The following is a 25,106-nucleotide window of genomic DNA, read 5'->3' as shown; positions in this document are numbered from 1 at the left end:
CCACTTATGGCACGTCTAGTGGGCGTCGACCTGCCGCGCGATAAGCGCATGGAGGTCGCGCTGACCTACATCTACGGCATCGGCCGCACCCGGTCGAATGAGATCCTGGCCGCCACCGGCATCGACAAGGATCTGCGCAGCAAGGACCTGACTGACGATCAGTTGGCCCACCTGCGTGACTACATCGAAGGCAATCTGCGGGTCGAGGGAGATCTGCGCCGCGAGGTGCAGGCCGACATTCGCCGCAAGATTGAGATCGGCTGCTACCAGGGCTTGCGACACCGCCGCGGTCTGCCGGTGCGTGGCCAGCGGACCAAGACCAACGCGCGCACCCGCAAGGGGCCCAAGCGCACCATCGCAGGCAAGAAGAAGGCCAGGTAATCAGCCATGCCACCAGCCAAGAAGGCAGCGTCCGCCCCCAAGAAGGGGCAGAAGACCCGTCGCCGGGAGAAGAAGAACGTCCCCCACGGCGCCGCCCACATCAAGAGCACCTTCAACAACACGATCGTGACGATCACCGATCCGCAGGGCAACGTGATCGCGTGGGCGTCCTCGGGTCACGTCGGCTTCAAGGGGTCGCGTAAGTCGACGCCGTTCGCTGCGCAGTTGGCCGCCGAGAATGCCGCGCGCAAAGCCCAGGAGCACGGCGTGAAGAAGGTCGACGTGTTCGTGAAGGGGCCCGGTTCGGGTCGCGAAACCGCCATCCGGTCGTTGCAAGCGGCGGGTCTGGAGGTCGGTGCGATCTCCGACGTCACCCCGCAGCCGCACAACGGTGTCCGTCCGCCCAAGCGGCGCCGGGTCTAGGAGGAGAAACAACCCATGGCTCGTTACACCGGACCCGCCACCCGTAAGTCGCGCCGGTTAGGCGTCGACCTGGTCGGTGGTGACCAGGCATTCGAGAAGCGTCCCTACCCGCCCGGCCAGCACGGTCGCGCGCGGATCAAGGAAAGCGAATACCGGCTGCAGCTGCAGGAGAAGCAGAAGGCGCGCTTCACCTACGGCGTGATGGAAAAGCAGTTCCGCCGCTACTACGCCGAGGCGGTTCGCCGCGGCGGCAAGACCGGCGAGGAACTGCTGCGCATCCTGGAAAGCCGGCTCGACAACGTGATCTACCGCGCCGGACTGGCACGGACCCGTCGGATGGCCCGCCAGCTGGTCAGCCACGGCCACTTCACTGTCAACGGCGTCAAGGTGAACATCCCCAGCTACCAGGTGTCGCAGTACGACATCATCGACGTCAAGGACAAGTCGCTGAACACGTTGCCGTTCCAGATCGCGCGGGAAACCGCCGGCGACCGTCCGATCCCCAGCTGGTTGCAGGTGGTCGGGGAACGTCAAAAGATCCTGATCCACCAACTGCCGGAGCGGGCACAGATCGACGTCCCGCTCACCGAGCAGCTGATCGTCGAGTTCTACTCGAAGTAGTACGCCCAGCACCAACCGGTGTAGGGACTGACCGGCATCAAATAGCGGGTGCCGAGAAGGAGAAGAAGAAACACCATGCTGATCTCACAGCGACCCACCCTGTCCGAAGAGACCGTCAGCGACAACCGTTCGCAGTTCGTCATCGAGCCGCTGGAGCCGGGTTTCGGCTACACGCTGGGCAACTCGCTGCGCCGCACGCTGCTGTCGTCGATCCCCGGCGCGGCGGTCACCAGCATCCGCATCGACGGCGTACTGCACGAGTTCACCACCGTGCCCGGTGTCAAGGAAGACGTCACCGACATCATCTTGAACCTCAAGAGCCTGGTGGTGTCCTCGGAGGAAGACGAGCCGGTGACGATGTACCTGCGCAAGCAGGGCCCGGGTGAGGTCACCGCCGGCGACATCGTGCCGCCGGCCGGCGTCACCGTGCACAACCCGGATATGCACATCGCGACGCTCAACGACAAGGGCAAACTCGAGGTCGAGCTCGTCGTCGAGCGTGGCCGCGGCTACGTGCCGGCGGTGCAGAACAAGGCGTCGGGTGCTGAAATCGGCCGTATTCCAGTCGATTCCATCTACTCGCCGGTGCTCAAGGTCACCTACAAGGTGGATGCCACCCGTGTCGAGCAGCGCACCGACTTCGACAAGCTGATCCTGGACGTGGAGACCAAGAACTCGATCACCCCGCGCGACGCATTGGCGTCGGCCGGTAAGACCCTGGTGGAGTTGTTCGGCCTGGCGCGCGAACTCAACGTCGAGGCCGAAGGCATCGAGATCGGGCCGTCGCCGGCCGAAGCCGACCACATCGCGTCGTTCGCCCTGCCGATCGACGACCTGGATCTGACCGTGCGGTCCTACAACTGCCTCAAGCGCGAGGGTGTGCACACCGTCGGTGAGTTGGTGTCGCGCACCGAGTCGGATCTGCTCGACATTCGCAACTTCGGTCAGAAGTCCATCGACGAGGTCAAGGTCAAGCTGCACCAGCTGGGCCTGTCGCTCAAGGACAGTCCGGCCAGCTTCGACCCGTCGGAGGTCGCCGGCTACGACGTCGCCACCGGAACCTGGTCCAGCGACGCCAACTACGACGACCAGGACTACGCCGAAACCGAACAGCTCTGATAGCCGGACTCAAGACAGGAGCGTCCAATGCCTAAGCCCACCAAGGGGCCTCGTCTCGGCGGGTCGTCGTCGCACCAGAAGGCGATTCTGGCCAACCTGGCCACGGCGCTGTTCGAGCATGGCCGGATCAAGACCACCGAGCCCAAGGCGCGGGCACTGCGGCCATACGCCGAGAAGCTGATCACCCACGCCAAGAAGGGCACACTGCACAACCGGCGCGAGGTGCTCAAGAAGATCCGCGACAAAGACGTGGTGCACACCTTGTTCGCCGAGATCGGACCGTTCTTTGCCGACCGCAACGGCGGATATACCCGCATCATCAAAGTCGAAGCGCGCAAGGGTGATAACGCTCCGATGGCGGTGATCGAGCTGGTGCAGGAAAAGACGGTGACCTCGGAAGCCAACCGGGCCCGCCGGGCAGCCGGATCCAAGGCGGCGCCCGCGGCTGCCGCGGCAGCGCCGCAGGCCGCCGTCGAACCGGAGGCGGCGGTCGGTCCGGAGGCTCAGGAAGTGTCCGACGCCGAAGCCGGCGAGGCCACCGACACTGTGGCGGACGACGAGGAAGCCAAGGCTGACTCCGACGAATCCTGACAATCCTGTGAACGGGCCCGCCATCGACGCCGGTGGCGGGCACGTTCGTCTTCGGCTCGATATCGCCTACGACGGAACAGAATTCGCGGGCTGGGCCGTGCAGGCGGGCCAGCGCACTGTCGCCGGTGTTCTCGACGAGGCGCTGTCGACGGTGTTCCGCACGTCGGTGCGGCTGCGCGCGGCCGGACGCACCGACACTGGCGTGCACGCCACCGGTCAGGTGGCCCATGCCGATGTCCCCGTCGAGGCGCTACCCAACGCCTATCCGCGCTCGCCGCGACCGGCTGAACCGGAATTCTTGCCGCTGCTGCGGCGACTCGGTCGGCTGATACCCGCCGACGTCCGTATCCGCCGAATCATCCGCGCACCGGCGGCTTTCGATGCCCGCTTCTCGGCGCTACGCCGCCATTACATGTATCGGTTGTCGACTGCGCCCTACGGGGTGGAGCCGCACCAGGCCCGTTACGTCACGGGGTGGCCGCGGGCGCTGGATGTGGAGGCGATGGCGGCGGCGTCGCGGGAGCTGGTGGGATTGCGCGACTTTGCCGCATTCTGTCGTCACCGTGACGGCGCCACCACGATTCGGGATCTGCAGCGGCTGGACTGGTCGCGCGAGGGCGAACTGGTCACCGCCCACGTCACCGCCGACGCATTCTGTTGGTCGATGGTGCGCTCGTTGGTCGGGGCACTGCTGGCCGTCGGCGAACACCGGCGCAGCGCCGTATGGTGTCGTGATCTGCTCACGGTTACCCACCGGTCCAGCGACTTCGCGGCCGCACCGGCGCGGGGGTTGACGTTGGTCGGCGTGGATTACCCGCCGGACGACCAGTTGGCGGCGCGGTCACTGGTGACTCGCGATCTCCGATCGCGTGACTGAGCGGATGGCTAGCGCAACCGGTCTGCGACGAAATCTGCGGCCTGATCGACCATGCCCGCCTTGATGTAGGCGGGAGCCATGTGCTCAGGCCAGTTGGTCCGCCAGGTGTTCGGGTCGGCGGGATTGCAGATCGGATCGGCGCCGTGACACAACTCGATGGTCCGGTCGTTGTAGATCGGGTTGAAACTCGTGATCGGTCCGACCCATTGGCTTCCGTTGCCGAATAGCGCCACCGCGGCGACGTGTTCGTCGGTGCCGGCCGGTAGCGGATTGCTGAACCCGAAAATAGCGGTAGGAACGGCGAGTACCACATCGGTGACTGCGGCGCCCAGCGAATAGCCGCCGAGCACGAGTCGAGTGTCGGGGCAGTTGTCAGTCATGTACTGAACGTGCCCGCTCATATCGTTGGCGCCCCGTTGAACATCGGTGTTGGCCGCGTAGTTGACGGCGTACAGGCCGATGTTCTTCTCCGGCACCCTCGACCGCAGCGCGCTGAGCAAGGCAGTGCCGATCTGGCCGGCGCCGGCCGGCTCCAACCGGCCACGGGCGAACACCAGCTGGGCATCCGAGCAGGATGCCGCGGTGGCCGCCGGTGCGGGTGCAGTGACCAGCATGGCCGCGGCGAGCAATACCGCAACGACGAGCGGCCGTGGATCCACCGAGAGAATGCTCACGGCACGATATTAGCCGCTCTAATTGATGTGCACGCCGTATTGCATGTGCGGCTGCCCTACCAGCAGCTTGGCAGCGACGAACGTCGCGGCCTGAGTGGTGTAGGTGGGCACGTAGCCGTCGGTGTGGTCGCTCCACTCGTTGCCAGGGCCGGCGTGGCAGATCGGGTCACCGGGGTTGCACAGGTCGATGGTCTTCGATCCGAGCAGTGCGCTCTGACTGGAAAGCGGGCTGCCCGACCGGCCGACGATATTGCCGAAGGTGGCCACCGCCGCAATGTTGTCGGCGTATTGGGCGGGCAACGGGCTGCCCCACGAAACGCCGCCCACCGGAACTCCGGCGACGATGTCGATCACCGACGCGCCCTGCGAGTATCCGCCCAGCACGATCTTGGTGTCCGGGCACTCTTGGGCGACCTTCTTGACCCGCGAAATGGTGTCGTTGGCGCCGTCGCCCCCGCCCAGTTGGAGCTTGCCGGCCGGATAGTTCACGCCGTAGGTGTCGATGTTCATCCCGGTCTGCTGGCGCAGCGAGCCGACCAGGGCATCACCCACGCGTCCCAGGCCGCGCGGCTCGCCAGTACCGCGGGCGAAGATCACCTCGGCGTCGGGGCAGTCGGTGGCTGCGGCCGAGGGGACATTGGCCGGGAACACGCTCGGTGCGATCACCATTGCGGCGGCGGCCAGCACTGCAGCGCTCAGGCTTGCCCAGCGACGGTATCGGGACGCCAGCTGACTCATCTGGTGGTAGTGCACGTGGAGATATTACCGTTAGCCTGCCAAATCTTCATTTCGGCGAATGCCGACTGTGGATCGACGGGCACGGCGACGCCGCTCGGTGGCCTATCGTGACGCCAACCCCGGGGGGCCGCATGGCATCACGAACAGCTACTCGATTGCACGTCAGCGGGTACCGATTTCTGCTGCGTCGCATCGAATGCGCGCTGCTGGGCAGAGATATCCGCACCGCCGACGAACCGTTCCGTACCCCGGCGCAGGCCTTGGCGACTGGGGCTGTGCTGGCGGTCGTGGTGATTACCACGTGCGCGGGGCTTGCTGTGCTGCGCCCGCAGCCATCGTTGGGCGACGGGCCGATTCTGATGGGCCAACAGTCCGGAGCGCTCTACGTCCGGGTTGGTGATGTCGTGCATCCGGTGCTGAACCTGGCCTCGGCGCGGTTGATCACGGCAACCGCGAGCAATCCGCAGCCGGTACCGGAGTTGGTGTTGAGCCACACCAAACGCGGTCCGGCCATGGGTATCCCCGGTGCGCCACAAACCCTGGCGCCGCCGCTGCCGGCCGACCAAACGTCGTGGACGGTGTGCGACGACCGCGAGGGCACCACAATCATCGTCGGCTCCGCGCAGACGGCCGCACATCGCCTCTCGGCGGCCCAGACCGTGTTGGTCACACCGGACGCCGGTGCCTCGACCTATCTGCTGTATGACGGGCGGCGAGCGGTGGTCGATGCCGCCGATCCCGCCGTCGCGCGTGCGCTTCGGCTGGAGGGCGTTGTGCCACAACCGGTGTCGCATACATTGCTGAACGCTGTTCCGGAGGTGCCGGCGATTGTGGTGCCGCAGATTGCCCGTGCCGGCCAGCCCGGCCCGGTAGCCGGATTCCTTGTCGGCAGCGTGCTGCGCATTACCCGTGCCGGCGGTGACGAGTTGTATGTCGTGCTCCGCGGCGGAATTCAGCGCATCGGTCAGGTTGCGGCGGATCTGTTGCGGCTCAGTGATGCACACGGCACCCGCAGCATCATCTCGGTGGCGCCCGACCTCATTCGGGGCATTCCGGCCGTGAACGCGTTGCCGGTAGGCAGCTTTCCCTTTGCGTCGACGCCGGTGGCCGTCGATACGGCGCTGTGTGTGCGGTGGGCCATCGCGGCATCGGGTGGCGCCGAGGTCTCCTTGGGTACCGGTGGCCTGCCTGTGCCCGCGGGCGAGGCGCCGGTTCGCCTGTCGCAAGCGGACGGAACCGGTCCCGTCGCCGACGCCGTGTACCTTCCGCCCGGCCGCAGCGCCTATGTACGTTCGGTGGGGATGTCGGGCGGCAACGCCGAAGCCGGCACCCGATATGTGGTGACCGATACGGGGGTGCGGTTCGCCGTCCGCGACGCCGATGCCGAGCGCGACCTTGGCCTGCCCCCGACGCTGATCCCGGCGCCCTGGTCGGCGTTGGCTGCGCTGCCGTCAGGTCCGGAGTTGAGCAGACAAAGCGCATCAGTCGCCCGCGACACCTTGGTCGTGGGAGGTGGCGGCGGCTGACCGCGCACGCCGTAGCCGGGCCGATAGCGTGCCGGTGCTCAGTGCCGCCGCCAGCACCGCCAGGCAGATCGCCGTGCCGGCGAATGCGGTATCGCGGGGGCGGCGATCCGGCGCCGGAGGCGGGACCGCCGACGGGATGGCCAACTCACGCGACTGGGGAGCGGGGTACACCGGTGCATCGCTGCTGACGGCGGCGCCCATGTCGATCATCCCGTTGCCTGTTAACGGATTCCATCCGCCCGGCGGATGGTGCGCGCTGCCTTCGATGCGTTGCATGACTTGCCTGGCTGTGAGTGTCGGGAACCGGGAGCGGACCAGCGCGGCCAGCCCGCTCACCACCGGCGCCGCGTAGCTGGTGCCGGACAGCGGCGTCGAATCACCGCGGTCATCAAGCGAATTCATGGTTCCGGTGCCGGACGGGCTGAGTGAGGTCACCGACTCGCCGGGTGCGGCCACATCTACCCACGGTCCGGCGAGCGTGAACGTGGACGGCTCACCGTGTGCATTGACCGAACCCACCGTCAGGACATAGTCGTCGTACCACGCCGGGCTCACCACGACGGTCGCGGTGTCCCAGGTGGTATCGGCTCGTGGTGCCGGACACTGCCCGGAGCCACCGGTATTGCCGGCCGCGGTGACCACGACGGCGTTCTTGACGTCGACCGCGTAGGAGAGCGCGGCGCCCAGCGCGCGGTCGTCGAGCGCCGATGAGGCCGGGACGCAGGCGACCGACGAGATGTTGATCACCGATGCGCCGAGGTCGGCTGCGGTACGAACGGCTTTCGCCATGGTGTCCACATCACCGAATCCGGCGCTCGACGGATCGCCGACCGCTCCGAATTTGCTGCTGGACTGCCGGATGCTGATCAGTGTGACATCGGGGGCGACGCCGCTGAAGCCATCGATGTGTTTGGGATCGGGTGCGGCAGCGATGATCCCGGCGACGGCAGTGCCGTGCCCATCGCAATCCTGCAGGCCGTCGCCGGTGAAGACGTAGTCACCGCCGGGCGCCGTTTCCGGCAACCTTGGGTGCGGCGAAACACCGGTGTCGATGACGGCGACCCGTTGACCCGACCCGCGGCTGAGTTGCCAGGCCTGCGTCACACCAAGGCCGGCAAGCTGGTCGGCGGCGTGGTCTGCGGCCGGCGCCATCGACGGTACCGCGCACATCTCACGCTGCACGGTGGGCTGCGGCGGCGTCGGCGGCGCCGGTTCGGGCAGTCGGCTGTTGTCGATCGGCGGCGGCGTTACCGCTTCCGCGACCGGCGTAGGGCACGCGGAAAGCGCGAGCAGCACCACAACCGTAACGGCGCGCAACGCGTTCGTCGCAGTCATCACAGGCTGAGACCGCGAGCAACGGTGTAGAAGCCGCAGATCCAACAGGCCAGCGGCGCAATGGTTGCCAGCACCAGACACTCCAGCAGCGCAAAGGCTCGCTGCGCGATCGGAGAGAAGGTGGCCGCGGGAACGATGAAACCCAGCCCCAGCGCAACGGCTGCAAGCGCCGGTGTCGCCGCAGCAGTCCACACGATGTGAGCCGCACCCGCGGTTGCCGCGACGACGAACGCGACGCTGAACACTGCTGATCCGGTCACAACGAGTACCACGGTTCGTGGTATGCCGCGTTGGGAACGTGCCCGTGCCAGCAGCACCAACCCGGTGAGTGCCGCGAACGCCATCCCCAACATGCGCGGTCGTGCGGTAACTGCGGCGCCGGCAGATCCGAACGCCGCTGAGGCCGCGAATGCGGCGACCAGACTGGTCAGCCAGGCGTCGGCCCGAAACACCCTGGCGCGCAGGCTTCCCTGCTCGGGCAGCGCCTCATCGGCGGGCTCTGCGGCCAGTCGCGGTGACAACCCGGCCAACATGACCGACAACCGCGGAGAGGCCTGGAGTAGAGCCAGCGATATCAGCGCGGAAGCCGCGCCGACGGCCTGCAGCGGCGCCGCGGTGGCCACGCGCAGCAACGCGGCAAGGGCGGCAACGCTCGTCGAGCAGGCTATTGCCGTCAATGTGATGGTGCCGCAGCCGCTTCCGTGCATCGCCACTACGGCTGTGACGGCCGCCGCCGCCGCGGCGAGCAACGCTTTCGCGGCGCTGATCCCCCCGGGGACCGCCAGCGCGCCGGCGAGTGCGACGAAGCCGGTGGCTAACAGGCTCAGCGTCAGGCCGGCAACAGCGTCGTCGAATCCGCGATGCGCCATCACGGCCGCCAGCAGCGCGCCGCAACCGGCAGCAGCCGCAACGGCGGTCGCGGCGCCGACATGGCGGGCATCGGTGGTAACCAGCACCGCTCGGATCAGCATCAGCGCGCCGAGACTGGCCAGCCAGGTTGCTGCCAGCGCACCCGCGACCCGAGACGCCCGCAGGTTCCACGGGCGGGCATGCTCGAGCAGTGTGGCCGACACCGCTTCGGCAGCGTCGTCAGCAAAGCAGGGCGGTGCTAATGCAGTTGACGAGCTGGACAGGCTCAGCACGGCTCCATCGCGGATACCATGCTGCGCCAGAGACTTCGATGCGTCCAGTGCGGCCTGGCCGGGGACAGCGAGTTGGTATCGAAGCGTCCTCGGTTCACGGTAATGAGCACGCTCAACGCCGAGGATGTCCACGATCGACGGGATCAACGCTGCGAGCGTCACACCGCCCGGCAGCACCAGGTCGGCGCTGACGCCGTCGGCGTATACCGATACGCGGCGCGGTTGTGAGTCAGCCACCACCATCTCCCTCGAGTGAATGCGGACGTTGATTGCGGCACGTTAGTCACCCGCGCGAGTGTGCGTGTGCACTGATCCACAGCTGACTTGTCAGCGGCTGCGGCACTGCTTACGGTTGCCCATCGCAATTCGGTAGGAGAGGGCCGAGGTGGAGCAGCACGAAAGTAGTTCTGCGACCCAGGGGTTCGTGCCCGGCCTACGTGTTCCGGCGCCTACCGTCGAAACCGGGGACATCGCTGTGGCCGCGCCCCCGCAGGTGTCCCCGGCCGGGCAGGCCAAGCCGGTGACTCGACTGCTGCCGGTCGTGATGGCGGGCGCCACGGCGGCAATGATGGCGATGTTCGTCTTCTCCCGGTCGGGCACTGCGCGCAATCCGATGTTCATGGCGTTTCCGCTGATGATGGTGATCTCGGCGGTCGTCACCGCAATCACGGGACGGGACCGAGTGCGCACGGAGATCGACCGCGACCGCGCGGACTACCTGGACTATCTCGGCGATCTGCGCCGGGCCGTTACCAAGACTGCTGCCGCACAACGCGCATCGCTCGACTGGCGACATCCTCATCCCGACTCGCTGTGGACGCTCGTGGGCAGCGCCCGGATGTGGGAACGGCGACCGACCGACGCCGACTACTGCGAAGTGCGGATCGGCACCGGCACGCAGCGGCTTGCCACCGGCTTGTCGCCGCCACAACTCGAACCCGCGCACACCTCGGATCCGGTCACCAGTACGGCGCTGCGTCGGTTTCTGCGCGCGCACTCCACAGTTGCCGACCTACCCGTCGCGCTCGCACTACAAGGCCAGTCCAGGGTGGTCATCGACGGTGACCAGGCACACGCGCGCGGACTCGTTCGTGCCATGATCTGCCAACTGGTCGCGTTGCACAGCCCGGGCCAACTGTTGATCGCCGGCGCCATACGCGACGATAACCTCGAGCATTGGGACTGGCTGAAGTGGTTGCCGCACAACCATCATCCGAACGCCCGGGATGACAGCGGCCCCGTACGAATGGTGTATCCGACGGTGGCCGCCGTCGAGAACTCGCTCGCCGGCCTGCTGTCGGAGAACACCCTGGCTCCGCAGCTGGTGGTGGTCGTCGACGGTACGGTTTTGGAGGTCAATGTCGGCCACGCTACGTCGGCCGCCTCCTGCAAGCTGCGGGTAACCGACAAAACCCTGGTCCTCGACGGCGAGATGCTCGGCCGTCCGGACCGGATGGATCTGGTCGCCGCGACCGTGTGCGCTCGCAGGCTGGCCGCCTATCACGCGGAGCCGTCCGCGGAGTGCACGCCCGTCGGCTCTGCCCGCTGGCAGGACCTGCTGGGCATCGACGATCTGACCGGGCTTTCACCGAAACCGTTCTGGGACAGTCAGCTTCCGGCCCATCGGCTTCGCATCCCGATCGGCACGACCGACACCGGTGCGACCGTGGAACTCGACATCAAAGAGGCCGCGCACAACGGAATGGGACCACACGGGCTCTGCGTCGGGGCCACCGGATCTGGAAAGTCGGAGCTGCTGCGATGCATTGCGCTGGGCATGATCGCCCGGCACTCACCAGAGGTGCTGAACATGGTCCTCGTCGACTTCAAAGGCGGCGCGACGTTTCTGGATCTGCAATCAGCACCGCACGTCGCGGCGGTGATCACCAACTTGTCGGATGATGCGCCACTGGTTGCGCGCATGCGAGACGCCCTGACCGGCGAGGTGAACCGCCGCCAGGAATTACTCAGGACCGCAGGCAATGTGGAGAGCATCGACGCATACCGGCGGGTACGGCGGGCTAACGCGGAATTGCCGCTGCTGCCCGCGCTGTTCATCGTCGTCGACGAGTTCTCCGAGCTGCTGAGCCAACAGCCGGACTTCGCCGACGTCTTCGTGTCGATCGGTCGACTCGGCCGCTCGCTGGGCATGCATTTGTTACTTGCCAGCCAGCGGTTGGACGAAGGCAGACTACGCGGACTGGACTCGCACCTGTCCTACCGGATCTGCCTGAAGACGCTGTCGGCCAACGAATCGCGAATAGTACTGGGAACTTCGGAGGCGTACGACCTGCCGGGCACACCGGGGGCAGGCTATCTCCGCACTGCGACGGGCGAGCTGACCCGTTTCCAGAGCACATACGTCTCCGGGCCCTGCCCACCAAGTTTCCAGCCTGCTGCATCTGCTTTCACCGACCCGCGCGCCGATGCCGTACAGCGCCCAATTCGACGGTTCACCGCCGCGCCGACGGGACCGATCACAGTCGGTCGCGCTGCGGACATCGTCTCCGACGGACGCACGGTCCTGCAGACGGTGATGGATCGAGTAGCAGGGCATGGACCACCAGCGCATGACGTGTGGCTGCCGCCGTTGGGCGAGGCTCCGGCACTGGATATTCTGCTCCACGACGTGTCAGGGACCGACCTGGTCGTTCCGATCGGCATCGTCGATCGCCCATTCGAGCAGCGCCGCACACCATTGACCATCGACTTATCCGGCGCTGCCGGCAATGTCGCCGCGGTCGGGGCGCCTCAATCCGGCAAGTCGACAGCGCTGCGCACGCTGATCACCGCTCTGGCCGCCACCCACGACCCGAGCCTGGTGCAGTTCTATTGCCTGGACTTCGGCGGTGGTGCGCTGACGTCGGTGCGGCCGCTGCCGCACGTAGGGTCGGTGGCCGGCCGGACGGAAGCCGACCTGGTGGTTCGCATGGTCGCCGAACTGGAGTCACTCGTCGCGTCCCGGGAGGCGCTGTTCCGTGGCCACGGGATCGAGTCGATCTCGCAGTATCGGCGGCTCAAAGCTCGTCGTGACCCGGTGTGCGATCGATTCGGCGACGTGTTTCTGGTCATCGACGGCTGGACTGGGCTGCGCCACGATTTCGAAACGCTCGAGCCATCGATCAGCACCCTAGCCGCCCAGGGGCTTTCGGTGGGCATGCACGTGGTGGTGGCCGCGTCGCGCTGGGCGGAGCTGCGGCCGGCGTTGCGGGATCAACTCGGCACCCGCATCGAGTTGCGGCTCAGCGATCCGGCCGATTCCGAACTGGACCGCCGACGCGCTCAACAGGTGCCCGACGGGAAGCCCGGGCGGGGACTTACCCGTGACGGCCTGCACATGGTGATCGCGCTACCCCGCCTGGACGGCGTCGCCTCCAATACGGGGCTGGCGGAGGCGAGTGTGCAGGCGGCGGAGGTGCTGCGAAGCCGCTACCCGGGAGAATCCGCCCCGCCGATACCGCTATTACCTGCGCGCGTCGATCACCACGATGTCGTCTCGTCGGCCGGCGATGAACTGCGAACAGCTATCCTGCTCGGTCTCGAGGAACGGCAACTACGTCCGGCGACAGTCGATTTCGAGCAACACCCGCATCTGCTGATTCTCGGTGACGGTGGGTGCGGGAAGACGGCTACGTTGCGCACCCTATGCCGTGAAATTGTGCGGACCGCGACCGCCACCCACGCGCAGCTGTTCATCGTCGACCTCCGCCGCACGCTGCTCAGTGTGATTGAGTCCGAACACCTTGCTGGCTACGCGATGTCGCGGGCGGGGCTTGACGCGCTGTTGCCGGAACTTCTCGACCTGCTGCAGAGCCGACTGCCCCCGCCGCAAATCACCCAGGCACAGCTGCGCGCCAAGTCCTGGTGGTCCGGACCGAATACCTATGTCATCGTGGACGATTACGATCTGGTGGCCACCGACGCCGGCAATCCGTTGACACCGATCCTCGAGTTCCTACCGCACGCCGGGGACGTGGGTCTGCGGCTGGTGGTGGCCCGGCGCAGCGGCGGGGCCGCGCGTGCCATGTTCGATCCGTTGCTGGCCGGGCTGCGTGACTTCGGTTGCACCACACTGATGATGAGCGCACACCCCGACGAGGGCCCGCTGATCGGCTCACTTCGGCCGATGCCATTGCCGCCCGGGCGTGGCACCCTGATCACCCGAGCAGGCAGAGATCTGGTGCAGGTGTCTTGGAGCCCGCCGCCGTGAGCACCCACATCGTCGCGGCGGGCCCGACAGCTATCCGGCATTTGTGTTGCGGCACAAAGGCTGACGTTGATCACGAGATCGCGAGGGCCGCGCTGGACGGCATCGACGACCCGGTGGCTCTGGTCGGAGACCATCCGGTATCGGTCGAGTCGTTATGGCGCACAGCGCTGCAGTCACTGGGCTGCGCAGGGCGGCAGGGTGCGATCGTCGTTCATCCGTCGTGGTGGTCGCCGGCACGGATCGAGTTGGTCAGCGCCGCCGCCCACAACCTGGCCGGCGACGTCGCGATGCGACCGCGGTCGTGGTTGCTGGCCCGAAAGCCGCCGGCAGACTCATCGCCTGCCCCGGTGATCGTGGAGATCGCAGAACACATGGTGGTGATAACCGGACCGGTGATCCGGGCACAACCTCGCCGCGGAGAGCCGCAGCGGGTCGCCGACGCCGTCGCGCGCCTCATCGCCGGGATGACCGCGAACGATGTCGCGACGCTGGCGATCGACGCACCGGATGCGGTGGGCGGCGCCGGTGTGCTGGCGAGGATGATCGCCGATCGATTGCGCCAGAGCAGCGGGATGACGGTGTTTCGCGTCGACGATGCCGAGTTTCGGCGACTCGCCGAGGCTGTCGTCGCCGATCACGCGACCTCGTCGACCCAGTCCTCGCCGGCGCGTGGCGGCCGTCGTGGTCATCGGTGGGTCATGCTGGTCGCCCTGGTGATCGCGGCGACGCTCGGCTTCACGGCAGTCGGCCATCGCCAAACACCGGCGCCCAACGGGATGGCGACGACGTTTCTGGTGGAAGGCCGGGTGGTGATAGAGGTGCCGGCGGCATGGGCGACGCAGCGGATCCTCGCCGGACCTGGATCGGCGCGGGTGCAGATCACCTCCCCGTCGGATCCGAATGTGGCGTTGCACCTCACTCAGTCTCCCGTCGCCGCGGAGACACTGGCCGACGCTGCCGAAGTGCTGAAGCGCGCGATCGACGCGGAGGCGCCGGGTGTCTTCGTCGACTTCAACCCGTCGGGGTCCACCGCCGGCCGGGCTGCGGTGACCTACCGCGAGGTGCGCGTCGGGCACGACATCCGCTGGACCGTCCTACTCGATAGGGCTGTGCGGATCAGCATCGGATGTCAAAGCCGATCGGTTGACGACGACGCCGTGCGCGACGCGTGTGAGCTGGCGGTCCGGTCCGCCCGCACGCTGAGTTGAATTCGGCGGAACCCAACACGGCTCGTCGCAGTCCTACTTGTGTGACCAACACCCTGCGCACCGACTTCGATTTGATGCGTTCCATTGCGGCGACCACTGATGCCCGCAATGAGGAGCTCCGGGCGATGCTGCACACGTTCATCTCCCGCATCAGCAGCGTGCCGCCGTCGGTGTGGGGCGGAGCCGCGGCCACCCGGTTCAGAGAAGTGGTGGATCGCTGGAACGCCGAGTCGATCAAACTGCATCACGCGTTGCACGGCATTGCCGAGACGATCCGCTACAACGAGGCCGCGCTGCGCGAAGCGGCCGACCATCACGCACACCACATCGCCGCCACCGGCGGGAGGCTGTGACCATGGACCCGGTGCTGTCGTACGACTTCGGCGAGATCGAGTGTTGTGTTCGCCAGGAGATCCATGCCGTCTCTGCTCGTTTCAATGCCGCTCTGGAGGAGTTGCGGTCTCAGGTTGCGCCGTTGCAGGAAATGTGGACCCGCCAGGCTGCCGCGGCTTATCGGGCTGAGCAGCTCAAATGGCATCAGGCGGCCAGCGCGCTCAACGAAATCCTGGTCGATTTGGGAAATGCGGTGCGTGACGGCGCCGACGACGTCGCCGGCGCCGATCACCGAGCGGCCGGCATTTGGGCGCGATAGCGCCTTGAGGCTCTGCGGGGGTCCCGGCGGAGGGAGAGGCCGTCGGGACCCCGCAGTCATGGACCGAGCGTTTTGACCTGCGCGGATGCCCACCGGTAAGCTGCACCGTTGGCGTACGGATACGCCGGGGCTCGGGTCAATGTCGGTCGCCGAGAACTCCCCCTCCGTTAACGCCTGACCGGCACCCGGGACACCGGGATCCAACCCGAGAGAGGTCAAGCGCTGTGCCTACATACGCGCCTAAGGCGGGTGACACCACGCGGGCGTGGTACGTCATCGACGCCACAGACGTGGTGCTCGGCCGCCTTGCCGTCGCGGCAGCCAACCTGCTGCGCGGCAAGCACAAGCCGACATTCACCCCCAACGTCGACGGTGGCGACTTTGTGATCATCGTCAACGCCGACAAGGTCGCCATCAGCGGCGACAAACTGCAGAACAAGCTGGCCTACCGCCACTCGGGTTACCCCGGCGGTCTGCGCAAGCGCACTATCGGTGAGCTGATGCAGCGCCACCCCGACCGGGTCGTGGAGAAGGCGATCATCGGCATGATCCCCAAGAACAAACTCGGCCGTCAGATCAAGCGCAAGCTGCGCGTCTACGCGGGCCCGGAACACCCGCACACCGCCCAGCAGCCGGTTCCGTTCGAGATCAAGCAGGTGACGCAATGACTGAAGCGGTAGAGACCGAAACGACCGAAGCCCCGGCTGCCGAGACCGCGGACGCCGCAGCCCCGCGCTCGGATTCCTTTGTGATCGAGCGCCCCATCCAGACCGTCGGCCGCCGCAAAGAGGCCGTGGTACGGGTGCGACTGGTGCCCGGCACCGGCAAGTTCGACCTCGACGGCCGCAGCCTGGAGGCGTACTTCCCCAACAAGGTGCATCAGCAGCTCATCAAGGCTCCGCTGGTTACCGTCGACCGGCTGGAAAGCTTCGACATCTACGCCCACCTCGACGGCGGCGGCCCGTCCGGGCAGGCCGGCGCGCTGCGGCTGGCGATCGCCCGGGCATTGATCCTGGTCACGCCCGAGGACCGACCCGCGCTGAAGAAGGCCGGTTTCCTCACCCGTGACCCACGGGCCACCGAGCGCAAGAAGTACGGGCTGAAGAAGGCCCGCAAGGCGCCGCAGTACAGCAAGCGCTGATCGGCGATCACTTTCTGGGCCGCGAGCGTGCGCAAAAACGGCCCCTCGCTGGCGTGTCGGGCCGGGGACACGCACGCTCGCGGCGGATAAAGGATGGCTATGGGTCGACTGTTCGGCACCGACGGTGTCCGCGGGGTCGCCAACCGTGAGTTGACCGCCGAACTCGCGCTGGCACTGAGCGCCGCGGCGGCCCGGCACCTGGCCGGCCCGGACGGCGACCGCCGCCGGGTCGCCGTCGTGGGCCGCGATCCGCGCGCTAGCGGCGAGATGCTGGAAGCCGCCGTGATCGCCGGCCTGACCAGCGAGGGCGTCGACGCGCTGCGGGTCGGCGTGCTGCCGACGCCGGCGGTGGCCTGCCTGACCGGCGCGTACGACGCCGACTTCGGCGTGATGATCTCGGCCTCGCACAACCCGATGCCCGACAACGGGATCAAGATCTTCGGGCCGGGCGGGCACAAACTCGACGACGCCACCGAGGACCTGATCGAGGAGGCGGTGGCGGCCGGGCCGGGGCTGCGCGTGGTCGGCGCTGAAATCGGCCGGGTCGTCGACGCCGAGGACGCGCTGGACCGCTACCTACGCCAGGTGAGCAAGGCCAACGCCGTCCGGCTCGACGGGCTGACCGTCGTTGTCGACTGCGCCCACGGCGCGGCGTCGGTCGCGGCGCCGCGCGCCTACCGCGCGGCCGGTGCGCGGGTCATCGCGATCAACGCCGAACCCGACGGGATCAACATCAACGACGGCTGCGGGTCCACCCACCTGGATGTACTGCGGTCGGCGGTGCTCGCCCATGGCGCCGACCTGGGGCTGGCCCACGACGGCGACGCTGACCGGTGTCTGGCGGTGGACGCCACCGGTCAGGTCATCGACGGTGACCACATCATGGTGGTGCTGGCACTGGCGATGCAGGAGGCCGGCGAACTGACCGGCAACACCCTGGTGGCCACCGTGATGAGCAACCTCGGCCTGCACCTGGCGATGCGCTCGGCCGGAGTCACCGTGCGCACCACCGGAGTCGGCGACCGCTACGTGCTGGAGGAGTTGCGCGCCGGCGACTACCGGCTCGGCGGCGAACAGTCCGGTCACATCGTGCTGCCGGCGCTCGCCACCACCGGTGACGGCATCCTGACCGGGCTGCGGCTGATGTCACGGATGGCGCAAACCGGCTCACCGCTAGCTGAGCTGGCCTCGACGATGCGCACCTTGCCGCAGGTGCTGATCAACGTCGAGGTTGTCGACAAGGCCACCGCCGCTGCGGCGCCCGGTGTGCAAACCGCGGTGCGACAAGCCGAGGCGGAACTCGGCGATACCGGGCGAATCCTGTTGCGCCCCTCCGGAACCGAGCAACTGATCCGCGTCATGGTAGAAGCCGACGACGAGGACACCGCGCGCCGGCTCGCCACTGTTGTCGCGGATTCGGTGCGCGCTCAGAGCTGAACGGGAACCCGCGCCCGGCGCCACGCGTCCTAACAGGTATGCGCCAAACCTTCGTCGACGTCAGCGCCGTGCGCGCGGTCGCCAACCGGTTCGATGCCACCGCGGAACTCATCCATGGCGCAGCGCGTGATCGGTTGTCGCGGCTGGCTTTCGACGGCGCCACCGCCGGGCAAGCACATGTCGCCAGCGGTGACGCCCTGCACACGGCGCTGTACCGGCTCAGCGATGCGCTGGCGCTGTGGGCCAGAGCGTCGGCGGAAATCGCTTCGGCGCTGCGGGCCGGCGCCGACCGGTACGCCGACGCGGACCGGCGCGGCGCGGTCCGGATCGGCTAGATCCGCGCCAGCGACGATGCAGAGCGAAGCGATGAGAAGGAGCGGCGCAGGCGGCCAAGCCGAGCGGTGGGACGTCGCGGCGCGACTGGCCGAGGGTGCACCGGCCGTCGAGCACACCCAAACGTATGTGGACGCATGCCAGGCAGTGGGTTATCAGCATCCGGATCTCACCGCGCACCGCTCGCAAGCCCGTGATTGGTACGAGGCCGAAGCCGGCCTGCAACTTCAGACGCTCGACAATGACTGTGCCGCGCTGTGGGCCGCGCTCAGCGCGACCGAGGAAGCGCTGGCAACACAGCGGGCGCAGATCGCGGAGCTCGACGCGGCCTGGCGCGGGCCGGGGGCCGACTCGGCGATGCAGTTCCTGCATCGGCACTGCGAAACCGCCGCCGCGGTGGACGCCGCGGTACGCACGGCGTCGCAGGAATGCAGCGCGCTACGCGACAACTTGTGGCACGTGGTGGACGACAAAGTCGCGACGGCCATCGCCATCGACGACCGCAGATGTGCGGAGCAGGCCGCCTGGCTGGCTGCTGCACATACTGTCGCGACCGGAGCGGGGGAGCGATCAGTCGCCGAGGAGATTATTCGCCAGCAGATGATCCCCTACGTGGACAACGACATTCGCGGCGACTGGGTTACCGCGATGCGCTCGGCCACCGGGTCGGTGGCGACGTCGTATGAGGCCGTCCTCGACGCGCTGGCGGCGTCACCGGAGGTGCGTTTCGAGCTCCCAAGCGACCTCGGGCCGCGGCCGCAGCCCGAGGAGGCGCCCGGCCCGACCAGCGGGCCGTTGCCCACACCGGAAGCGCCGCCGTCGGTCAACACCACGCCTGCAGCCGTATCGACCCCGTTGCCCCCGCCGACCCCAACGGCTCCGGTTCCGGCGGACATGCTCGACGCATTGCCGTCCGAATCACCGCTACCCGAGGCTGCATTAGGAGATGCCGCCGGAATGCCAGCCGGCGCAGGCAATCTGGGTGGATTTGGCGGTCCTACCGGCGGTATCGGCGGGGTGGTCGGCCAGATCATCGACGGTATTGCTGGTCTGGTGGGCTCCCTGGCCGACGGGCTCGGCGATCCGTCGGTCTCCGACGACTTGCCCTTCGACGACGGGCTCGAGGACGACGATCCACTCGACGAGGCGGCCGATGATCGGGCCGACGATGAGCAACCGCCGGCACCGGCCGGCGCCGTCGATGCCGACGACACCGAGACTCCAGGAGAAAGTCCGCCAACGACCGAGCAAGTCGGCGACACACCGCATGACGGCGCGCCACCGCCGGTCACTGCGGCACCGGCCGCACCGCCCGTCGTGCCGACGCCACCGGGACCGGCACCGCAGGAACCCGCGCCCGACGACCCCACCCCGTGCCAAATCGCCGCCGACGAACTGCCCCAGGCAGGGCAATAGCTAGGGCAGCAGGGCCTTCAGTTCCTCGACATACTGCACTGCTTCGGACCGGTCGGTGGTGACCGGCGTGGCTAACAGCGTCGTCACACCGGCTTCGGCAAACGCCGCCACCCGCTCGGCGACGAACCCGCGCGGACCGATCAACGAAATCTGGCGCACCAACTCGTCGGGCACCGCGGCGATCGCCTCGGTCTTGCGGCCGGACAGATACAACTCCTGGATCCGGTTGGCCACCTCACCGAAGCCATACCGGGTTGCCAGGTTGTGGTAGAAATTGCGCCCCTTGGCGCCCATGCCGCCGATGTAAAGTCCGAGCTGCGGCTTGACCCACGTCAGCCGGTCCTCGACGTCGTCGCCGATGGCCAGCGACGTGCCCACCATCACGTCCAGCGGGCCCAGCGACGGATCACGTTTGGCCCGACCGGCTTCCAGCGCCTTGCCCCACACCGCCTGCGCCTTCTCCGGATAGAAAAACACCGGCTGCCAGCCCTCGGCGATCTCGGCGGTCAGCTCGACGTTCTTGGGTCCCAACGCCGCGATCGTGATCGGAATCCGTTCGCGTACCGGGTGATTGATGATGTGCAGGGCCTTGCCCAGACCGGTTCCCCGCTCGGCGGGCAGCGGGACCTGATAGTGCTTGCCGGTGTAGGTAACGCGGTCGCGCCGCCACACCTGGCGACAGATGTCGACCATCTCTCGGGTGCGGCCCAGCGGGGCGTCGAACGGCACACCGTGAAAACCCTCGATGACTTGCGGCCCGGACGTGCCGATGCCCAGCCGGAACCGGCCGTCGGACACGAAGTCCAAACCGGCGGCGGTCATCGCCAGCAGCGACGGGGTGCGCGTATAGATCGGAAACACCCCCGACGCCAATTCGATGGCCGAGGTCTTGGCGGCCAGATACCCCAACTGACTGACCGCGTCGTACGAATATGCCTCGGCCACCACAGCGACGTCGATGCCGGCTTTTTCGAGTGCTACGACACGGTCGGCCGCTTCGTGAAATCCGCCCGAGTAGTCGAGCATGATGCCGATTTGCATTTACGACACATACCACGCGGGCCGGACGCCGCAGTGAGGTGCTCAGTGCTTCAGCAGCGCGACGACTTTTTCCTCGGGGGTCACCGGCGTCAGGGCCTCCTCCACCGCCACGGTTCTGGGCAGCTGCACCTCGGGATCGGCGAAGTCGCGATAGGTCTTGTCGCCTGCGAGCGCATAGCGCAGGTACCCGGTCAGCAGCGCGCGGACTGCCTGCTGCGTCTTGCGGTGCGCCCCCGGCAGTCCGACCATTGCCGATAACCGGCGTCCTTCGGCCAGCCCGCCGGGCTGGGCTTTGCCGACGATTCGCAGAGTCGCTCCATCCCAGGCCTGGGAAATCGCAAGCGCGTTGGAGCGCAACGTTTTCGCGTCCCCCGGCGCGCTGAACACCACACCGGGCACCTGCAGCGTCGCGGCGGGTTGCTCGGCAGGTGGTGCGGTGACTGACGGGAAAACCGCCGCAACGGCTTTGGGTTTGGCCGGCATCCCGGCCGCCGCGAACACCGCGGCCGAACCGCCGAAGCCGTGACCGACCAGGCCCAGTTTGGTCGGATGCACGCTGATCTTGCCCGGCCCGAGGCGGACGCCCGCGGCGATGTCGAGTGCGGTACCCAGGTCGAACGCCAGGTTCAGGACTGAGGGGGCCAGTCCCCGTTCGGTGTCGGGGGCGGCCGCGACGATGCCCCATGACGCCAGGTGCTCCAGCAATTTTGAGTAGCGCTCGACGCCGGCAAGCCAGTCGTGGCCGAAGGCGATCGCGGGCAGGTTCAGCCCCGCCTCCGGGGTGTACACCACACCGGGCAGACCGGCAAAGGCCAGGTCGCCGCGCAACACGCGGTGCGGTCCACGCCGGGTCAAAGCGGCGAAAAGCTTCCTCATGCTGGCCACGCGTTGACGGTAGCGCACTAGGGCGATGCGCAAGTCTGACTATCAGCGCCATGATTCCGGGCCGCAGGCCGCCGCCGCAGAGTGATACTCCCAAGATGGCGGGAGAAGACCAGAGCATCGACGACGCGCTGCGCGACAGTCATCGGGAGCTGGAACGGTTTTTCGACCTGTCCACGGACCTGTTGGTGATTGCCGACCGGCACCGGTTGATCCGGGTGAACCCGGCCTTCAGCCGAATCTTCGGCTACGCGCCCGGTACCGCGGTGAAGGCGACTGATTTCGCCGCGCCCGAGGACCGAGCGGATGTGGCCGCAGCCATCAAAGAGCTTTTCCGCGCCGGCGTTCCGATGGGTTTCGAAAGCCGGGTCGTCTGCCCCGACGGCAGCCGGCGCTGGTTCGAATGGAACGTGGTGCCGCAGCACGGCCTGATTTGCTGCCTTGGCCGTGACGTCACCGAGCGCCGCCTCGAACAGCAGCAGTTGCGGCATCTCGCAACCCAGCAGGCCGCGTTGCGGCGGGTGGCGACACTGGTGGCGAGCGGGGTCAGCCCTCAAGAGGTGTTCGGCGCGGTGGCCGAGGAGATGGGCCGATGCCTGGAGGTGCCGTACGCCGAGGTGCTGCGTTATGAGGACGACGGCACGGCGATCGTTGTCGTCGCCTGCTACGCCGAAGCCGGCGCGCATGGCCTTGCCATCGGGGAGCGACTGCCCTTGGAGGGCCAGAACGTGGCCGGAGAGGTGTTCCGCACCGGCCGCGCCTACCGAATGGAAAGTATCGACAACGCCGCCGGGCCGCTCGTGGCGCGGATGCGGGAATTGGGCATGCATTCCCGGGTGGGCGCACCGATCATCGTCGACGAACGGGTGTGGGGCCTGGCGTTGGTCGGCTCGTCACGGCCTGAGTCGCTGCCGGCCAACAGCGAGCAGCGCATCGCCGAATTCGCCGAGTTGATCGCGACCGCCATCGCCGCGGCCACCACCCGCGCCGAGCTGGTGGCGTCCCGGGCCCGGATTGTCGCCGCCGCCGACGATGCACGGCGCCGCATCGAACGCGACCTGCACGACGGTGCTCAACAACGGCTGGTCTCGTTGGGCCTGCGGCTGCGGATGGCAGAGGAATTGGTGCCGGCCGATCTGACCGACGTTAGAAATGAGCTGTCCGAGGCGGTCGCCGGTTTGAACGAAGTGTTCACCGACTTGCAGCAGCTCTCTCGCGGCATCCATCCGGGCATTCTCGCCAAAGGGGGACTTGGCGCCGCACTGCGCAACCTTGCACGACGATCCGCCGTTCCGATCACCCTCGACGTGGCGATCGACCGGCGGTTGCCGGAGCCTGCCGAGGTCGCCGCCTATTACGTGGTGGCCGAAGCGCTGACCAACGCCGACAAGCACGCTCAAGCATCCGAAGTCACGGTCGCCGCGCACGTCGACGACACGAATTTGTATTTGTCGATTGGCGACGACGGGGTCGGTGGCGCGGATGCCGGCAACGGATCCGGCCTGATTGGGCTGAAAGACCGCGTCGAGGCGGTCAGCGGACAGTTCAAGGTCGAATCCCGGGCGGGTAAGGGGACGTCGCTGGACGTCACGATTCCCGTCGACGGCGCCTAGCGCTACAGCGGATAGAGCTCAGGCAGATTGACGACGATCGCCTCCTGGGTGCTGCGGGCGATCACCACCACGGCCGGCTCGTCGGGTTTCGGATTCTCTTCGCGGTGCGGCAGATACGGCGGAATGAAGACATAGTCGCCGGGACTGGTCGAGATACGGACCTCATGGTTGCCGTCATGAAAGACGAAATCGGGGTGGCCGCTGCGGACAAAGATCGCCGTTTCGGATTCGCCGTGGTGATGGTTGTCCGACGCCATCTGCGGCCGCACGTGTGTCTCGCCCATCCAGAGCTTCTCGGCCCCGACGGCACGTCCAGTGATCGCGGCGAACCGCTGCATCCCCGCGCTTTGCGCGGTATCGCTGTCAAGTTCCGACGATTTGATGTGATGCACCCGATTGCGCACCATCTGCTCGTGCGGCTGCAAGTCCGGATGAAACCCGTCATGCGGCATCGGTTTCTCCTTCCGGCGAGGGCTGTCGATACTACCTACGCCCTGACCTCCAGCAGCCCGATCCGCCACAGCGCCGCGTAGGCCTGGCGCAGCGGGACGGTCAACAAACGGGCCACGGCGTCCACAAGCGGGTCGTCGCCGGCGGTCATCATCAGCTCGTCGTGCAGAACAGCAGTCATGGGTGCCTCCGGGGAAGTTTGCGCCGAGATTTGCCTTGCCCAGAATCGCGTGGCGGGCATCGGCGATCATCGAAGCTCGCATCCAATGCCGTTACCGGGTAGCCCGACCAGGCGAAGTGGTGCCAGCGCTATGGGCGGCGGGGTATTCCTGCTAGCAGGTAGGCCGATATTGCAGGTCGCCGCAGGCGGTAATGGTTGCCAGCCTAGACGACATCTCCGGGGCTACGCCCGAGTCTTGATGGTGTCACCACGTCGGCATCACGAAGGGACTCAACCGAAATGGACCACGACAATTTCACCCAACTGCGCTTGGTCGCCGGATCGTATCCGGCCGGGTCGGGCAAAGGGTGCGCGATGAACGCCATCTCCTACATCAACGGCGACACCGAGATCACCGACTTTCCGGACTGCTCGGCGCGGCCGCTGGCTGCGTTCGTCCAGTGGTGCAACGACCTGCTCGCCGGCCCCGGCGGCTTCCTGTCCCGCGAAGACGGCGCCGTTGCGCTCGACCTGGGCTGGCAGACGGTGGGGACCGCGGAGGTTGCCGACACCGTGATCCACGCGTGGGTGGCCGAACTGCTGGAAAATCCCGTCTGGGGCGTTATTCGCTATGCGGAAAGCGATGCTGCCCAAGCAATTTCGGACATCGCCGCGTTGCACCGCAAAGTCGCATCCGGCGAAACGCCACCGGCGGCCGCCTGGGGTGCTGCGCATCGCGCCGCCTATGCGGCGTCCCGCGCGACAAAGCGGATGCTGAACGCGGCCGAACTCTATGCCCTGCGGGCGGCCTACCAATCGACGGCAGCAGTCGACGCTGAGCACCGGACGACACTGGACGCCGTGACCGGTAATGCTCTGCGCGCCCACTCGGTGGTCGTGGGAAGCACGGATTGCAGCCACGCGGTCGACCTCGCTCGCTGCGCGATCCGGTCCTGGCGCGCGCTGGCCGGGCTGGCCGGCGACGTCCGCTACCGCGTGCGGCTGTCGGCGTAGCGGCGATCGCAAGCGCGGCGTGTCCGGGCGCGGCGGGTCGTCGCCATGGGTCTAGCGGCAGGCGGATTCCGGCAGCCCACCCCCGCCGGCATCCCGCTTTGGTGCAAGATGTGTCCCAACGC

The 25,106-nt window shown here is 67.3% G+C and carries 26 protein-coding genes; 18 read left to right on the top strand and 8 right to left on the bottom strand.

Features of this window, described 5'->3' with window-relative positions; all coding sequences use genetic code 11:
* Positions 1 to 6: 6 nt before the first annotated feature.
* From rpsM to truA, 6 genes are all read left to right on the top strand, one after another.
* Entirely contained in the window at positions 7 to 381 is a 375-nt protein-coding gene (gene rpsM, locus AC5Y49_RS14850) for a 30S ribosomal protein S13 (protein ID WP_065013436.1), read from the top strand.
* Positions 382 to 387: 6 nt separating this feature from the next.
* The gene (rpsK, locus tag AC5Y49_RS14845) at positions 388 to 804 is read left to right on the top strand and encodes a 30S ribosomal protein S11 (protein ID WP_008260256.1); all 417 of its coding nucleotides are present in this window, start codon (positions 388 to 390) and stop codon (positions 802 to 804) included.
* A 15-nt stretch (positions 805 to 819) separates the two neighbouring features.
* A complete protein-coding gene (gene rpsD / locus AC5Y49_RS14840; RefSeq protein ID WP_499888215.1) occupies positions 820 to 1,425 on the top strand; it encodes a 30S ribosomal protein S4 in 606 nt (201 codons plus the stop codon).
* Positions 1,426 to 1,500: 75 nt separating this feature from the next.
* The gene (locus AC5Y49_RS14835) at positions 1,501 to 2,544 is read left to right on the top strand and encodes a DNA-directed RNA polymerase subunit alpha (protein ID WP_065013434.1); all 1,044 of its coding nucleotides are present in this window, start codon (positions 1,501 to 1,503) and stop codon (positions 2,542 to 2,544) included.
* Positions 2,545 to 2,571: 27 nt separating this feature from the next.
* Entirely contained in the window at positions 2,572 to 3,135 is a 564-nt protein-coding gene (gene rplQ / locus AC5Y49_RS14830; protein ID WP_499888212.1) for a 50S ribosomal protein L17, read from the top strand.
* Positions 3,136 to 3,142: 7 nt separating this feature from the next.
* Positions 3,143 to 4,012 carry a tRNA pseudouridine(38-40) synthase TruA gene (gene truA / locus AC5Y49_RS14825; RefSeq protein WP_499888210.1) on the top strand — a complete coding sequence of 290 codons (870 nt, stop codon included), beginning with the start codon at positions 3,143 to 3,145 and terminating at the stop codon, positions 4,010 to 4,012.
* An 8-nt stretch (positions 4,013 to 4,020) separates the two neighbouring features.
* Here truA and AC5Y49_RS14820 read toward each other — a convergent pair whose 3' ends face one another.
* Positions 4,021 to 4,626 (bottom strand): cutinase family protein, encoded by a 606-nt coding sequence (locus AC5Y49_RS14820; RefSeq protein WP_499888808.1) that lies wholly within the window; start codon positions 4,624 to 4,626, stop codon positions 4,021 to 4,023.
* A 78-nt stretch (positions 4,627 to 4,704) separates the two neighbouring features.
* A complete protein-coding gene (locus tag AC5Y49_RS14815) occupies positions 4,705 to 5,424 on the bottom strand; it encodes a cutinase family protein (protein ID WP_499888208.1) in 720 nt (239 codons plus the stop codon).
* Between the two features lie 131 nt (positions 5,425 to 5,555).
* Here AC5Y49_RS14815 and eccB point away from each other — a divergent pair, with 131 nt between their 5' ends.
* Entirely contained in the window at positions 5,556 to 6,950 is a 1,395-nt protein-coding gene (gene eccB / locus AC5Y49_RS14810; RefSeq protein ID WP_499888207.1) for a type VII secretion protein EccB, read from the top strand.
* Here the strand turns inward: eccB and mycP are convergent.
* Both mycP and eccD read right to left on the bottom strand, forming a co-directional pair.
* Positions 6,906 to 8,285, bottom strand: coding sequence for a type VII secretion-associated serine protease mycosin (gene mycP / locus AC5Y49_RS14805; RefSeq protein WP_499888206.1), 1,380 nt, complete (start codon positions 8,283 to 8,285; stop codon positions 6,906 to 6,908). The two genes, eccB and mycP, sit on opposite strands and share 45 nt — an antisense overlap.
* Positions 8,285 to 9,670 carry a type VII secretion integral membrane protein EccD gene (gene eccD / locus AC5Y49_RS14800; RefSeq protein WP_499888205.1) on the bottom strand — a complete coding sequence of 462 codons (1,386 nt, stop codon included), beginning with the start codon at positions 9,668 to 9,670 and terminating at the stop codon, positions 8,285 to 8,287. Before eccD ends, mycP begins: the two co-directional genes overlap by 1 nt.
* 181 nt (positions 9,671 to 9,851) lie before the next feature.
* On the opposite strand from eccD, the gene eccCa reads away from it, so the two are divergent.
* From eccCa to AC5Y49_RS14755, 9 genes are all read left to right on the top strand, one after another.
* Positions 9,852 to 13,637 carry a type VII secretion protein EccCa gene (gene eccCa, locus AC5Y49_RS14795; RefSeq protein ID WP_499888806.1) on the top strand — a complete coding sequence of 1,262 codons (3,786 nt, stop codon included), beginning with the start codon at positions 9,852 to 9,854 and terminating at the stop codon, positions 13,635 to 13,637.
* Positions 13,634 to 14,845 carry a type VII secretion-associated protein gene (locus tag AC5Y49_RS14790; protein ID WP_499888203.1) on the top strand — a complete coding sequence of 404 codons (1,212 nt, stop codon included), beginning with the start codon at positions 13,634 to 13,636 and terminating at the stop codon, positions 14,843 to 14,845. The genes eccCa and AC5Y49_RS14790 overlap by 4 nt, the downstream gene beginning before the upstream one ends.
* A gap of 53 nt (positions 14,846 to 14,898) precedes the next feature.
* Positions 14,899 to 15,198 carry a WXG100 family type VII secretion target gene (locus tag AC5Y49_RS14785; RefSeq protein ID WP_499888804.1) on the top strand — a complete coding sequence of 100 codons (300 nt, stop codon included), beginning with the start codon at positions 14,899 to 14,901 and terminating at the stop codon, positions 15,196 to 15,198.
* Positions 15,195 to 15,497, top strand: a complete 303-nt coding sequence (locus tag AC5Y49_RS14780; protein ID WP_499888201.1) for a WXG100 family type VII secretion target — start codon at positions 15,195 to 15,197, stop codon at positions 15,495 to 15,497. Before AC5Y49_RS14785 ends, AC5Y49_RS14780 begins: the two co-directional genes overlap by 4 nt.
* 224 nt (positions 15,498 to 15,721) lie before the next feature.
* Positions 15,722 to 16,165, top strand: coding sequence for a 50S ribosomal protein L13 (rplM, locus tag AC5Y49_RS14775; RefSeq protein WP_499888199.1), 444 nt, complete (start codon positions 15,722 to 15,724; stop codon positions 16,163 to 16,165).
* A complete protein-coding gene (rpsI, locus tag AC5Y49_RS14770; RefSeq protein WP_499888197.1) occupies positions 16,162 to 16,638 on the top strand; it encodes a 30S ribosomal protein S9 in 477 nt (158 codons plus the stop codon). The genes rplM and rpsI overlap by 4 nt, the downstream gene beginning before the upstream one ends.
* A gap of 99 nt (positions 16,639 to 16,737) precedes the next feature.
* A complete protein-coding gene (gene glmM / locus AC5Y49_RS14765; protein WP_499888195.1) occupies positions 16,738 to 18,075 on the top strand; it encodes a phosphoglucosamine mutase in 1,338 nt (445 codons plus the stop codon).
* A gap of 38 nt (positions 18,076 to 18,113) precedes the next feature.
* On the top strand, positions 18,114 to 18,410 hold the full coding sequence (locus AC5Y49_RS14760; RefSeq protein WP_499888193.1) for a type VII secretion target: 297 nt from the start codon (positions 18,114 to 18,116) through the stop codon (positions 18,408 to 18,410).
* 31 nt (positions 18,411 to 18,441) lie between these two features.
* Positions 18,442 to 19,824, top strand: a complete 1,383-nt coding sequence (locus AC5Y49_RS14755; RefSeq protein ID WP_499888191.1) for a hypothetical protein — start codon at positions 18,442 to 18,444, stop codon at positions 19,822 to 19,824.
* Here AC5Y49_RS14755 and AC5Y49_RS14750 read toward each other — a convergent pair whose 3' ends face one another.
* Positions 19,825 to 20,865 (bottom strand): LLM class F420-dependent oxidoreductase, encoded by a 1,041-nt coding sequence (locus AC5Y49_RS14750; protein WP_499888189.1) that lies wholly within the window; start codon positions 20,863 to 20,865, stop codon positions 19,825 to 19,827.
* A gap of 42 nt (positions 20,866 to 20,907) precedes the next feature.
* A complete protein-coding gene (locus AC5Y49_RS14745) occupies positions 20,908 to 21,750 on the bottom strand; it encodes a dienelactone hydrolase family protein (RefSeq protein WP_499888187.1) in 843 nt (280 codons plus the stop codon).
* 95 nt (positions 21,751 to 21,845) lie between these two features.
* On the opposite strand from AC5Y49_RS14745, the gene AC5Y49_RS14740 reads away from it, so the two are divergent.
* Positions 21,846 to 23,360 (top strand): GAF domain-containing sensor histidine kinase, encoded by a 1,515-nt coding sequence (locus AC5Y49_RS14740; protein ID WP_499888185.1) that lies wholly within the window; start codon positions 21,846 to 21,848, stop codon positions 23,358 to 23,360.
* Positions 23,361 to 23,362: 2 nt separating this feature from the next.
* Here the strand turns inward: AC5Y49_RS14740 and AC5Y49_RS14735 are convergent, their stop codons facing one another.
* On the bottom strand, positions 23,363 to 23,812 hold the full coding sequence (locus tag AC5Y49_RS14735) for a cupin domain-containing protein (RefSeq protein WP_499888183.1): 450 nt from the start codon (positions 23,810 to 23,812) through the stop codon (positions 23,363 to 23,365).
* A gap of 35 nt (positions 23,813 to 23,847) precedes the next feature.
* On the bottom strand, positions 23,848 to 24,051 hold the full coding sequence (locus AC5Y49_RS14730; RefSeq protein ID WP_499888181.1) for an Rv1535 domain-containing protein: 204 nt from the start codon (positions 24,049 to 24,051) through the stop codon (positions 23,848 to 23,850).
* Positions 24,052 to 24,270: 219 nt separating this feature from the next.
* Here AC5Y49_RS14730 and AC5Y49_RS14725 point away from each other — a divergent pair, with 219 nt between their 5' ends.
* Positions 24,271 to 24,984 carry a hypothetical protein gene (locus tag AC5Y49_RS14725; RefSeq protein ID WP_499888180.1) on the top strand — a complete coding sequence of 238 codons (714 nt, stop codon included), beginning with the start codon at positions 24,271 to 24,273 and terminating at the stop codon, positions 24,982 to 24,984.
* Positions 24,985 to 25,106: the final 122 nt, after the last annotated feature.

It is taken from the genome of Mycobacterium sp. NGS62, assembly GCF_059812285.1.
Note: the sequence above shows the minus strand (reverse complement) of the source record. Positions and strands in the feature narration are given on the sequence as shown.